The 12044-nt window shown below is 60.6% G+C and carries 10 protein-coding genes; 7 read left to right on the plus strand and 3 right to left on the minus strand.

The window, feature by feature from the left end; genetic code table 11:
• Positions 1 to 213 precede the first annotated feature (213 nt).
• The 4 genes from ptsP (at position 214) to BBAG_RS01445 (ending at position 5754) form a co-directional block, all read left to right on the plus strand.
• Complete coding sequence (ptsP, locus tag BBAG_RS01430) at positions 214 to 1863, plus strand: phosphoenolpyruvate--protein phosphotransferase (RefSeq protein ID WP_003827637.1); 1650 nt, start codon at positions 214 to 216, stop codon at positions 1861 to 1863.
• A 129-nt stretch (positions 1864 to 1992) separates the two neighbouring features.
• Positions 1993 to 2547 (plus strand): YbhB/YbcL family Raf kinase inhibitor-like protein, encoded by a 555-nt coding sequence (locus BBAG_RS01435; protein ID WP_033508882.1) that lies wholly within the window; start codon positions 1993 to 1995, stop codon positions 2545 to 2547.
• 51 nt (positions 2548 to 2598) lie between these two features.
• Complete coding sequence (locus tag BBAG_RS01440; protein WP_047750032.1) at positions 2599 to 4188, plus strand: C69 family dipeptidase; 1590 nt, start codon at positions 2599 to 2601, stop codon at positions 4186 to 4188.
• Positions 4189 to 4236: 48 nt separating this feature from the next.
• Complete coding sequence (locus tag BBAG_RS01445) at positions 4237 to 5754, plus strand: formate--tetrahydrofolate ligase (RefSeq protein ID WP_003827642.1); 1518 nt, start codon at positions 4237 to 4239, stop codon at positions 5752 to 5754.
• Between the two features lie 314 nt (positions 5755 to 6068).
• Here BBAG_RS01445 and BBAG_RS01450 read toward each other — a convergent pair whose 3' ends face one another.
• Entirely contained in the window at positions 6069 to 6416 is a 348-nt protein-coding gene (locus BBAG_RS01450) for a phenylpyruvate tautomerase MIF-related protein (RefSeq protein WP_003827643.1), read from the minus strand.
• 178 nt (positions 6417 to 6594) lie between these two features.
• Between BBAG_RS01450 and BBAG_RS01455 the strand changes: the two genes are divergently transcribed.
• Positions 6595 to 7131 carry a GtrA family protein gene (locus BBAG_RS01455; protein ID WP_033508913.1) on the plus strand — a complete coding sequence of 179 codons (537 nt, stop codon included), beginning with the start codon at positions 6595 to 6597 and terminating at the stop codon, positions 7129 to 7131.
• Between the two features lie 151 nt (positions 7132 to 7282).
• On the opposite strand, the gene BBAG_RS01460 is transcribed toward BBAG_RS01455, so the two are convergent.
• Positions 7283 to 8707, minus strand: coding sequence for an MFS transporter (locus BBAG_RS01460; RefSeq protein ID WP_003827647.1), 1425 nt, complete (start codon positions 8705 to 8707; stop codon positions 7283 to 7285).
• Positions 8708 to 8959: 252 nt separating this feature from the next.
• On the opposite strand from BBAG_RS01460, the gene BBAG_RS01465 reads away from it, so the two are divergent.
• Both BBAG_RS01465 and BBAG_RS01470 read left to right on the plus strand, forming a co-directional pair.
• Positions 8960 to 9619 carry a histidine phosphatase family protein gene (locus BBAG_RS01465; RefSeq protein WP_033508880.1) on the plus strand — a complete coding sequence of 220 codons (660 nt, stop codon included), beginning with the start codon at positions 8960 to 8962 and terminating at the stop codon, positions 9617 to 9619.
• Positions 9620 to 9652: 33 nt separating this feature from the next.
• Positions 9653 to 10489, plus strand: coding sequence for a hypothetical protein (locus tag BBAG_RS01470; RefSeq protein WP_033508878.1), 837 nt, complete (start codon positions 9653 to 9655; stop codon positions 10487 to 10489).
• Between the two features lie 165 nt (positions 10490 to 10654).
• Here BBAG_RS01470 and BBAG_RS01480 read toward each other — a convergent pair whose 3' ends face one another.
• Positions 10655 to 11845 (minus strand): DUF805 domain-containing protein, encoded by a 1191-nt coding sequence (locus BBAG_RS01480; protein ID WP_003827653.1) that lies wholly within the window; start codon positions 11843 to 11845, stop codon positions 10655 to 10657.
• Positions 11846 to 12044: the final 199 nt, after the last annotated feature.

A 12044-nucleotide genomic window follows, 5' to 3' on the forward strand; every position in this document is an offset into this window, starting at 1 on the left:
GGTTACAGTGTAGCATTGTTTCGCAAAACACGGAAAACGTTTACTGTTTTTGTGTCGCGGATTACGGGGTGTATACTAACTCAAGGCTGAAAATGATTTACCGGCAAAGACGGTGGGGGTCATTGCAGTAACGGAACGCGTCAGGTACGCGCGAATATCCAATTTGCCGACCATGCAGCAGGTGGTCGGAACAATTAGGAAAGGGAGTCCCTCATGATTATCAAGGGTGTTGGCATCGGACGTGGCGTTGCGGTAGGCAAGGTCATTCGTATGGCTCCGCCGCTGGAGGAGCCGGCGGATGTTCGCCGCGACGCCTCGGTCAGCGCGGTGGAAGAGAACGAGCGCGTGACCAAGGCCATGGCCAAGGTGAACGCCGAACTGAACCATAAGGCCGAACAGGCCGCCAACGGCGATGAGGGTGCCAAGCAGGCGGCGCCGATTCTGCAGGCCATCGCCATGTTCGCCTCCGATCCTTCTCTTGCCGAAAACATCAAGAACCTCGTCAATGGTGGCAAGACCGGTGAGCGCGCCGTACTCGAAGGCTTCGCCCAGGTCGAGGAGATGTTCAAGATGATCGGCGGCTATCAGGCTGAGCGTGCGGCCGATCTGCATGATGTCGGCCAGCGTGTGATCGCCGAGCTGCGCGGCGTTGCGGCTCCGGGCGTCCCGGAATCCGACGATCCGTTCGTGCTCGTCGCCGAAGATCTGTCTCCCGCCGACACCTCCACGCTTGATCTGACCAAGACGCTCGCCATCGTCACCTCTCAGGGTGGACCGACCTCCCACACCGCCATTCTGGCCCGCGCTCGCGGCATCGTGTCCGTGGTGTCCGCAGCCGAGGCGGCCGATCTGAAGGACGGCGAGCAGGTGATTGTGAACGCCGCCAAGGGCGAGGTCGTCACCGAGCCGACCGACGAGGAGATCAAGCAGGCCGAGGCAGCCAAGGAGCATGCCGCCAAGGCCAAGGAACTGCGTGGCCAGGCAGGCGGCACCAAGGACGGCCATCTTGTTCCGCTGCTTGCCAACCTGGGCAAGCCGGCGGATGCCAAGACCGCACTGGAGTATGGTGCGGAAGGCGTCGGCCTGTTCCGTTCCGAGTTCCTGTTCATCGGCAACTCCGAGCCGCCGAGCGTCGAGGAGCAGACCAAGGCCTACACCGAGCTGCTGAGCCAGTTCCCGGGCAAGAAGGTCGTCATCCGTATGCTTGACGCCGGTGCCGATAAGCCGTTGCCGTTCCTGACCCCGGAGGACGAGCCGAACCCGGCTCTGGGTCTGCGTGGTCTGCGTACCCTGCGTGAGCATAAGGAGGTCTTGGAAGGCCAGCTCAAGGCGCTTGCCGCGGCCGATGCCCAGACCGACGCCGATCTGTGGGTCATGGCCCCGATGGTCGCCGACGAGTATGAGGCCGATTACTTCGTCAAGCTGGGCAAGAGCTTCGGACTGAAAAAGGTCGGCGCGATGGCCGAGGTCCCGTCCATCGCCCTGATGGCCGACAAGGTCGCCGAGGTCGCCGACTTCGTGTCCATCGGCACCAACGATCTGACCCAGTACACCATGGCCGCCGACCGTACGCTCGGTTCCGTCGCCGGTTACCAGACCGCATGGCACCCGGCGGTGCTGCGTGCGATCAAGCTGATCTGCGATGCAGGCAATGCCAAGGGTATGCCGGTCGGCGTGTGCGGCGAGGCCGCCGCCGATCCTGATCTGGCTGTTGTGCTCACCGGCTTGGGTGTGAATTCCCTGTCGATGACCCCGGTCGCTCTTGACGACGTGCGTGCCCAGCTGGCTGAAGTCACCTTCGAAGAGGCTCAGGCCAAGGCCAAGGCCGCGCTGAACGGCGACTTCTACAAGCCTGCCCAGTGAGTCGCTGAGCAGCTGTTCATTTCGTAAGACCCCGCCAATCCCGCTCCTCTGGGTTGGCGGGGTCTTCGTATGGATAGGCAAATGAGCCAAGGGCGTGAGACAAGCAGGGGGCGCGATACACTGAAGCATATGAAGATCTCCGCTGATTTCACAGTCGTGCCCGACGACTTCGCCAAAGCCGCGGCACCGGAATATCGGGTGGACGACGCACCCGCCATCTCCTTCCCCTTCTATATCGATGAAGTCGACTCCGAGGCGCAGTACCTGCATTGGGCGTTCACCGATCCCGATTCCATTCCCGTATGCGGGTTCGAATGGATTCACTGGACGGTCGCCAATCTGCCGATCGATGCGTTGATGTTCGATTTCAACGATTCCCATGCCTTGGCTGTGCCGCCTGACTTCTCGCGTCAGATGCCCGCCATGATCCCCGAGGCCGTGCAGGGGCGTAATTCCTCGGCATCGCATTTTGTGGGGCGCGGCGATAATCCGGCGCTTATCATGCGCTATAACGGCCCGCAGCCGCCGGATAAGGATCATGACTACTGCCTGCATGTGTGGGCCACCAAGCAGCCGCTGCCCGGGCTTAATCAGGGGTTCTGGATGAACGAGCTGTTCCATAGGCTGCGTGAAACCCCCGAAACCCCGGACCAAGCCGTCATGTATGTAACCGGGCGTGCCTGAAATACTTCGTTCCTCACGGGGAACGGCATAATCCAAGAAAGAAAGGAAATCATGGCCTGTACCACGATTTTGGTGGGTAAGGATGCGAGCTACGACGGCTCCACCATCATTGCCCGTAATGAGGATTCCGCGAACGGCGAGTTCTGCCCCAAGCAGCTCATTGTCGTCAAGCCGGAGGATCAGCCGCGCAAGTACCGTGCGGTCATCTCCCATGTTCAGATCGACCTGCCGGACGACCCCATGCAGTACACCAGTGTTCCCAACGCCGATCTGAAGGAAGGCGTGTGGGGAGAGGCCGGCGTGAACGAGGCCAACGTGGCCATGAGCGCCACCGAGACGCTGACCACCAACGAGCGTGTGCTTGGCGCCGATCCCTTTGTCGAGCTTGTTCCCGCCAAGGGCAAGGAAGGCGAGGACGGTTATGAGCCCGAGGTCGCCGGCGGCATCGGCGAGGAGGATTTCCTGACCATCGTCCTGCCGTATGTCAAGACGGCCCGTGAAGGCGTGGAGCGCCTGGGCGCGTTGCTTGAGGAATACGGCACCTATGAGATGAACGGCGTTGCCTTCTCCGACGTGAACGAGATCTGGTGGATGGAAACCGTCGGCGGCCATCATTGGATCGCCAAGCGTGTGCCGGATTCGGCATACGTGACCATGCCGAACCAGCTGGGCATCGACGAATTCGATCTGGACGACGCTTTGGGCGAGCAGTCTGAGCACATGTGCTCCGCCGACCTTGGCGAGTTCATCGAGCGCAATCATCTCGACCTGTCCGTCGAAGCGGCGTCGCCGTTCAACCCGCGCGACGCTTTCGGCTCCCACTCCGATTCCGACCACGTGTACAACACGCCGCGCGCATGGTGGATGCAGCGCTTCCTCAACCCCTACGACGAAATGTGGGATGGCCAGGACGCCGATCATCGCCCGGAGAACAACGACATCCCGTGGGCTCGCCAGCCGGAACGCAAGGTGACCATCGAAGACATCAAGTATGTGCTGTCCGGCCACTATCAGGGCACTCCGTACGATCCGTACGGCAAGCTCGGCGACGAGCGCACCCGCCACATGTACCGTCCGATCGGCATCAACCGTCAAAGCCAGCTTGCGGTGCTGCAGCTGCGTCCGTACCGCCCGCAGGCATATCGTGCGATCCAGTGGATGGCCTATGGCTCCAACCCGTTCAACACGCTGGTGCCGTTCTACGCCAATGTCGATGTCACGCCCGCATACCTGGCCGACACCACCACGCGCGTGACCAGCGAGAACTTCTACTGGGAGAACCGTATCATCGCGGCCCTGTGCGATGGCGCGTTCGCCGACACCGCCAATGCGGTCGAGCGCTACCAGGAGAAGACCGGCGCCATGGGGCATCGCATGGTCGCAGCCACCGACGAGCAGGCTTCCCGCCTGGGCTTCGACGCGGCGGAATTCGATGCGGACAACGCCGATGGCGATGTCGAGCCGATGGACCCGGATGCCATTGTCTCCGCCGTGCGTAACGGTGAAGTGCGGGAGGTGCTCGCCGCCGCCAATCAGACTATGGCCGATCAGCTGAAGGAAGAGACCGACAAGCTTCTGGATTCCGTGCTGTATACACGCAGCATGGCCATGAAGAACGGTTTCCACATGTCTGATTTCTAATCGTTTGGCGAACACTGCAAGAGGAAAACACAGAAAGGACCATAACGCATGACTTCCATTGAGGACTTCACCAGCCAGTACGGCCTGGTGCAGAAGATCGACGCTTTCGGCTATCTCGATTATCTGAAGAACAATCCGGATGCTCCGCGCAAGCACGGCAAGGTCGTGCTGGTCACCGCCGATACGCCGTTGAAGGCGAGCCGTGGCGAAGGCAAGACCACTACCACCATCGCGTTGATCGATGCGTTGAACGAGCGTGGCATTGACGCGGCGGCAGTGCTACGCCAGCCGAGCATGGGCATCACCGCAGCCGGTTCCAAGGGCGGTGCCTCCGGCGGCGGCAAGGCGTCCCTGACCCACCCGGAGCTGATCGACTGGGGTCTGTGCGGTGAGATGGGCGCTATCGAGGCTGCTCAGAATCTGCTGGTCTCCTTTGCGGAGAAGGCTGTGGACGAAGGCAAGCTTGACACGATTCTCGTGCCGCGTGTTTCCGAAGTGCCGTCCCGCTCGCTGCGTCAGATCGCCGTTGACCGTGGCAAGGGCGATGTGGCCGAACGTGTGGTGCTTACTCCGACCTGCGAGCTTATGCAGATCGTGGTGCTGTCCCGTTCCATGGACGAGATCTCCGAGCGTGTGTCCAAGATGATCGCCGGCACGAAGGACGGCAAGGCCGTGACTTTCGGCGAGTTCGTCGATCTGTGGCGCATCACCGGCATTCTTGGCGATGCCGTCAAGCCTGCCAAGACGGAGACCGTCAATGGCTCCCCGGTGTACGTGCACGGCGGCCCGTTCGCCAACGTGTCCATCGGCATTCCGACGCTGGTTTCCGTGGAGATGGCCTGCGCTCTGCATGATGTGGTGATCGTCGAGGCTGGCTACGGCACCGACGCCGGTGCGCAGAAATGGCTCGACATCGCCTGCCGCGAGTATGGGGCCCAGTGGCCGTCCGCTGCCATTGTGGTGACCCGCGCCTCCACCTGGCGTGACGATCCCGATCTGGCATGGCGCTACCCGTTCCATGTGCAGCGTCTGGAAGGTCTTGATATTCCTACGTTCCCGCTGATCAACCTGTGGGAAGGCGAGGATGATCAGGTTCCGGCGCTCAAGGCCACTGCGAAGGATCTCGAGTTCCGTGAGCCGATTGTGGGCAACCTGTTCCGCGATGGCGGCGACGCGCTTGCCCCGCAGCTTGACGCGTTCGTTGACGCTGTGATGAACGGTTCCATGCCGGCCGAACCGCACAGCCATAAGGGCATGGCTCTGGTGGAGAACGTGCGTTGGGTCGCCGAACATGCGTATGGTGTTCCGGCCGAGCGTGTGGTGCTGAAGGACGGTTTCGTCGAATCGCTGCAGGCTGCGACCGATCTGTGCGCCAGCGCAGGCATGAACTTGGGCGACTTGGCGTTGGTCGCGGTGAAGTCCCCGGCCACTATGACCGACAACGACCGTGCTCCGGAGCATGAACGCACCGTTACCCTGAAGAAGGTGGAGGTGCATGCCGGTGCTGGCCTGGTGCATGTGAACCTCACCACGTCGCTGACCACGCCGATGCCGAAGATCGTCTGATCGGCAGTCGGCCTGTCGTGCGGCTTGTTATTCCGGGCCCGCGCGACGGCAGTACAGCAAGGCCGCTGGCTCCGCATTGCGGGGTCAGCGGCCTTTTCGCGTACGGGGTGCCAACTTCCGCTGGCCTTGTGCTCCACGTTTATTTGACGAGTACCCCGGAAAATCATGGCGATGTTGCCAAGAATGGCGGTTTTCCAACGTTTTTTTTTATTTGACGGTTACATAATCTGTAGGTGGTGCCGTGGCTGTACCGGTGGACCGTGATTATAGACAAACCTTGAAGGAACGGCGGAACGTTGTCGAACGCCGCTTGATCAGAAGTTTCCGCCGTTCCAGCCCCAGTCGGTGGTGGCGGTGTAGCGGATGTAGGTGCGGTCGGCCGGAATGCCGAGCTCCTTGCCCAGCGCGGCCATGATCTGCTCGGTCAGCTTCTCCCAGGCGGAACCCGGCACGGAACGGCCGAACACGTTCACCTCCACATAGGCCGCGGGCTTGGAATCGTCGCCGCCGAAGTAGATTGGCATATTGTCCTCGAATGGGCACATCAGCCAGCCTTCGGACTTACCCGGTACGGCGGTGATGGCCTTGCCATAGGCGGTTTTCAGCGCCTCGCGCTGTGCGGGGGTGGTGGACACGGAAACATGGGTGTGGATGACGGGCATAATCCCTCCAATACGGTAAACGGTGCAATACGCCTTCCATCATAATCGGCGGGATTTTCAAATGCTCGCGAAAATGTAGGCAGAAGCACAGGTTCTGTGCAGTTGTTTCGGTCAGTGGCGGCTTGCGTCGTAACGGACGTGTTTAATGTTCGGTGTGAAAAAACTGATTGAACAGCTGATGAAATTCGGCATCGTGGGTGTGATTGCGTTCATCATCGACTGGGGCATCCTGAATCTTCTGGTGGGTCTGTTCCACATGCACAATGTGCTTGCCGCCACCATCTCCTTCATCATCTCCCTGATCTTCAATTATGTGGCCAGCATGAAGGTCGTGTTCAAGCATCGCGACGACATGGCGCGTTGGATGGAGATTGTCATCTTCGTGATCGGTGCCGTGATCGGCCTGTTCATGAACGACGCCATCATCTGGATTTCCACCTATGGCATGAACCATGACGCCTACGTGTCGCAGAGCACCGAATACCTGATCCGCACCAATGTGGGCAAGCTTATCGCCACCGCCGTGGTGATGGTGTGGAACTTCCTGACCCGCAAATGGCTGCTGGATGACACGCACACCAATGCGATGAACCGTTTGAAGAAGAAGGAGAATCGCCTGACGGCCGAAGAGCTGGAATCCAAGTGGGAGAACAGCTTCTCGCATAAGCTGGGTCTGTGGTCGTTGGAGCATACGCCCAAGGGCTGGCCGAAGTAGTCGATTATCGGAATCCGTTTTGCGGATCGACGCGTGAATACGCGCAGCATGCATATGGCGGGTGTGGTTCAAGCCACACCCGCCATTCGTGTATTTGCGCACCTGCTGTTCGAATCGAACCGTTATGTGCTGATCGTAGTGATTGATGCCGTTACTCGTTGATCTGCGTAAGCATCGGCTGCTCGGTCGAATCCTTGATCTGCTTGAAGCCGATGAACGCGATCAGCAACGAAGCCAAAGCCAGCACGGTAACCACCAGGAAGCCGCCATGCGACCCCATACGGTCGATGAACTGGCCGGCGATGGCGGAACCCATCGAGCCGCCGATGGAGTTCATCGCACCCATCCAGGCCATACCTTCGGTAAAGCGCGTGGGCGGCACCAGGTGCAGCATCAGCTGATTGCCGTTCACCCAGGTCGGAGCCTGGCATACGCCGATAAGCAGATAGATGATCATAATCACCCACAGGTGCTTGGCGAACAGGAACGATCCGATGCCTAGATTCACTATGATCAGGCAGAAGTAGAAACGCTTCCACAACGGAATCGCCCAGTTCTTCGCGCCATAGAACAGGGCTCCCAGCAGCGAGCTGAACGAAAAGCATGCGAATACGAAGCCGGTGTATTGTTTCATATTCGCCTCGGTGGCGAACGAGACGATCGAAATGCCTGCTGCGCTTTGGAAGGCGCCCAAGCCGAACCAGGTGACGCATACGGCAATCAGACCCGGGCCCCAGATCGACTCCTTCTTGCCGGCCAGCACATCGGCTTCGGCTTTGGCCATTGCGGCCTTGATCTCAGCCTCGCTTTTGCCTTCGGACCGTGCCTTGTCGCGTGCGTATTCCACGGCTGTCTCAGCCTGCAGGGCCTCGGCGCGCGCGGCTTCGCGCTCGCGGTACTGCTTGCGGGTCAGTCCGGCCTCGCGAGCCAGCTGCGTCTGCGATTTCGGTTCGGTGGACAGCTCGGTCAGGAACATCAACGCGCCGACGATCACGCACATGCCGGTGAACGAGAACGCCAGCAGGCCGGAGATCACGGCCAGCGTCGAGGCGAGCGGATTGCCGATCACCCACATGCATTCGTCGAACACGCCACACAGCGAAAGCGCGCGGTTCGTCTTCTCGGTATCGCCTTTGAGCTGGTTCGTCCAACGCTGGCGGCTCATCGCACCCCACGGCGGAATGGCCGCCATGAACGGCGTGATGCAGAACAACACCCATTCCGGCGCATGGGATTGAATGCTGGTGATCAACGCGGTCGCGGCGATCATCCACACGATGATGGTGGGAATCGACACCTGGCGCTGACCGAACTTGTCGACCAGCTTGCCCAGTATGGGGCTCGCGGCGGCCAAGGCAATGGCCTGTACCGCGGACAATGCGCCGGCAAGAGAGTAATTGCCGTAATAATGCTGCACGGCGATGGTGATGGTCATGCCCACCATGGGGAAGGGCATACAGGCGATGACGGAGCCGACCGAGAATCGTGCGGTATGCGGTATGCGTAGCAGTTCCGCATAGCCTCCGAACACTTTGTGGCCGACATCCTTCAACCCGGCTAGTACTTGATTGGACATAGCAGCACCCACGCTCCTTTCCGCTCCCGATTGGATGTCCCTCGCATGCGATTCGCCGCATGCGAAGCCCTCATCGAATGATGTGTTGATTGTCCATGGTCGCGCAAAGTTTGCGTCTGCATATTTGCGTCACGGCAACTCTAATCGTTTGACACGACGCAAAACGGGCATGACACGCGGTGCGCTCGCGGTACATTGGAAGAAGATTTTTCATCTTCTCCGGGCATGGTCCGGCTGTGGAAAGGAAGCGCTGTGAGCACGACCACCATCCATTTCGTCCGTCATGGCAAGGTATACAACCCCGATCATCTGCTTTACGAGCGTCTGCCCGATTTCCACCTCTCCGACCGAGGCCGTCGCATGGCCGAGGCGACCGGCGCATACATTGCCGCGGACCCGTCCATGAACCAGTCGGTCGCCGTATTCTCCTCGCCGCTCGACCGCACTCGCGAAACCGCCGGCATCATCCTGCAGGCGCTCAACCCGGTGCGTGAATCCCGTGGCGAGCAGCCGCTGGAACTCGTCACCGACGAGCGCATCATCGAAGCGCGCAACGAATTCCGCGGCAAACGCATCGGTCATGGCGAGGGGGCCTTGTGGCGCAACGGCAACTGGAAGCTTGTCACCAACCTCTACAAGCCGAGCTGGGGCGAGACCTACCGGCAGATCGCCGCACGCGTAAGCGGATTCGCAGACGAAAAGGTGCGTGAGTTCCCCGGGCGGCACATTATCGTGGTCAGTCATGAGTCGCCGATTTTCAGCTACCGGCACATGCTGGAAACCGGCCATCCGGAACACTGGATGTTGTTGCGCCATACTGCGCTCGCCTCGATCACATCCATCACCTACAGCAATGAGACCGGGCGCATGGTATCGATTGCATACGTCGATCCGGCTGCCGACGTGGAGTAGCGTATACCTGTGGATACCAGCATGGGAGGCATGATGACCATTGCATTGAACGAAACGGAAATCAGGCGTATCGCAGACCTGCCGGAAGTGCGCGAAGCGGCGCGTTCCGCCGAAGAGCTTACTGCGTTATGGCCGTTGGGCAGTGCGCTGCAGATGGACAATGACGCAAAATATACGGAAGACCTGCAGGTGCGGTTCACGCTTGCCTTCGCACGTGTGCTGACGGGCATGGATGTTACCCCTGCCGACGCCGAGTTCGTGTACGAGGGTGCCGACGCCATTCCGGGAAGGCCGCAGGCGATTGTCGATGCGCTGCTCGCCGCCGACGAAGCGTACGAGGTGATGGAGGATTATGCGCGTGACCGCGAAACCGACCTGGTAGCCGAGGCAGCTCAGGCATTGGGCGCTGGATGGGGCAATGATACGGTGCTGGCAGTGAACGATGCGATCGCGAGCGCCACGTCGTATGCCGCACAGGTGGCGAACGCGCCCATGGCTGAACGTTTCGCCGCGGCGCTCGCCGTATGCGACGCTCTGTTGGGTGTTGTCTCGGCTGGGGTGGGTGATGCGCATGAGGCCGCTGTGCGCTCGCTGCCAGTGTTGTTGTATGTCAATGAGTGGCGTGAGGAGTGTGCGGTTCCCAGAATCTGCCTGACTGATGAGCAGATCCTGGGTTTGGCGGAGGTCCGCTGGAATGCCAGTGATACGATGGGCGCCACGGTCGAGTTCATCGCCCCGCTCGCTGCCGCTGAATGGCGTCGGCATCGCGAGAATGTGCTGTGGGATCCGGATGAGGCCAAGCAGCGTGCCAAGGCGGAGGACGAGGAGCGGAACAAGCGCGAGTTGGCGGCTAAATTCGCCGATAAGTGATTGTGGGGACGGCACTGGCGTGGGACTGCATTTGTATGCGTGGCCGTCGTGCCGGACGTCATCTGCTTTGAATATGGGTGATGCCCCCGTTGCTGTGAGCGGGGGCATCACCTTGTGATTGTCTTGGATTCTTGGGGGCTCAACGTGTGGGAACCCCCGGTGTTGCTATTGACGAGCGTTTTCGTCGGCGCTGGTGCCGTGCATCTCGTCCTGTTCCGTCTGAGGCTTTTCGTTGAGCGTGTGCTGCTCCGTGGCATCGAAGGGGATTTGGCCGGCGTCGGTCGGATCGAAGGTGTTGCCGGTGTCAATCGGATTCGGTGCGCTCTGCGTGTTCTGCCCGTATGCAGGCTCCGATTGGGGCATGGGAGGCATCGCCGGAATGGGCGGCACCTGGTATGCCGGTGACGGGGAGTCCGTTGGCGCCGGCTGTGTGGCGGCGGGGGCCACCGGATTCTGCTGGTACATCGGGGCGTTCATGGTGCCGGGAGTCATGGGGGTAGGAGTCATGGGGGCGGTTGGTGCGGTGGGGGCGGCGTAGACGGGTCCTTGGTTGGCTGGCTGCCCGTATGTGGGCGTTCCGTAGGCTGGCGCCCCGTAGGCGGTGGTGCCGTATGCGGGTGCGCCGTATAGCGGTGCGGACATCTGCGGCTGGGCGGCGCGAGCGTCAAAACGTGCGCCTTCGGGCTTGGGCGCCATTGCCATGAACACGATATAGGTGATGCTCAGCGCGAGGCCGATGATAAAGCAGATCGCCAGTATGATGCCGGATTGCATGATTCCGCTGGAGGCGAGGCAGTTGGAGACTGATTCCGGGGTTATGCCGTTGGGTGTGCCGAAGGCGTTCGCACTGTACATGCCGTATGAGCCGACGAGGCAATTGCGGTTGTATTTCAGTAGCGAAACGATCGACATGGTTACCGTGGTGAAGAAGGTGATGATGACTACTGTTGATAGGGCGTAGTAACCGAAGAGCCACCAACCGGATTTGTTCGTGTCGTGCAGTCGCCGGGTGGCTAGGGCAATCGAGGGGACGAACGTGGCCAGGGCCCACAGTGCCGGCAGGAAGCTGAGCTGATCCACGGCGTTTGCGATGGCGCTGAGCATGAACGTGATGATGACGTCGGCAAGCATGAACCACCAGAACTCGCTGCGGGAGGCGCGCCCTTTGAAGGTGGCGTATTTCTTCCAGAAGCGGATGAACGCCTCGGGGAATGGGCAGCCGTAATACGGCTGGTCGAGCGGAACCGCGGCGACAGGGGGTTGCGGCGCGTTCTGCATATAGGGGTTGGGCGCGCCCTGCTGGTATTGCGGCGTGGCTGGTTGCTGCGGTTGCGGTGAGGCGTTGGGAATCGACATGCCTGTCCTCCTTCAGTTGGATGCCCTGCGCTGGGCAACTGCTTGCCATTGTACTGTTGGCGGTGTCAGGCGTTGCAAAAACCGTGTGAAATGCTCGGGGAGCGCTCTGTGGAGTTGCTGGGTGTTCGCTGAAAGCGGTGAATTGACGATATGGCGGTCTTATTCGTGCGGGTGCGACGGGGCTCGTCCCTCTTGCGCG

This window comes from Bifidobacterium angulatum DSM 20098 = JCM 7096 (assembly GCF_001025155.1).
Taxonomy (GTDB): domain Bacteria; phylum Actinomycetota; class Actinomycetes; order Actinomycetales; family Bifidobacteriaceae; genus Bifidobacterium; species Bifidobacterium angulatum.

Excerpts from the sequence above, each read along its gene's own strand:
- BBAG_RS01460 (WP_003827647.1), bottom strand. The coding sequence starts at position 8,707 with ATGTCCAATCAAGTACTAGCCGGGTTGAAGGATGTCGGCCACAAAGTG.
- BBAG_RS01440 (WP_047750032.1), top strand. The coding sequence starts at position 2,599 with ATGGCCTGTACCACGATTTTGGTGGGTAAGGATGCGAGCTACGACGGC.
- BBAG_RS01480 (WP_003827653.1), bottom strand. The coding sequence starts at position 11,845 with ATGTCGATTCCCAACGCCTCACCGCAACCGCAGCAACCAGCCACGCCG.
- BBAG_RS01470 (WP_033508878.1), top strand. The coding sequence starts at position 9,653 with ATGACCATTGCATTGAACGAAACGGAAATCAGGCGTATCGCAGACCTG.
- BBAG_RS01445 (WP_003827642.1), top strand. The coding sequence starts at position 4,237 with ATGACTTCCATTGAGGACTTCACCAGCCAGTACGGCCTGGTGCAGAAG.
- BBAG_RS01455 (WP_033508913.1), top strand. The coding sequence starts at position 6,595 with ATGAAATTCGGCATCGTGGGTGTGATTGCGTTCATCATCGACTGGGGC.
- BBAG_RS01435 (WP_033508882.1), top strand. The coding sequence starts at position 1,993 with ATGAAGATCTCCGCTGATTTCACAGTCGTGCCCGACGACTTCGCCAAA.
- ptsP (WP_003827637.1), top strand. The coding sequence starts at position 214 with ATGATTATCAAGGGTGTTGGCATCGGACGTGGCGTTGCGGTAGGCAAG.
- BBAG_RS01450 (WP_003827643.1), bottom strand. The coding sequence starts at position 6,416 with ATGCCCGTCATCCACACCCATGTTTCCGTGTCCACCACCCCCGCACAG.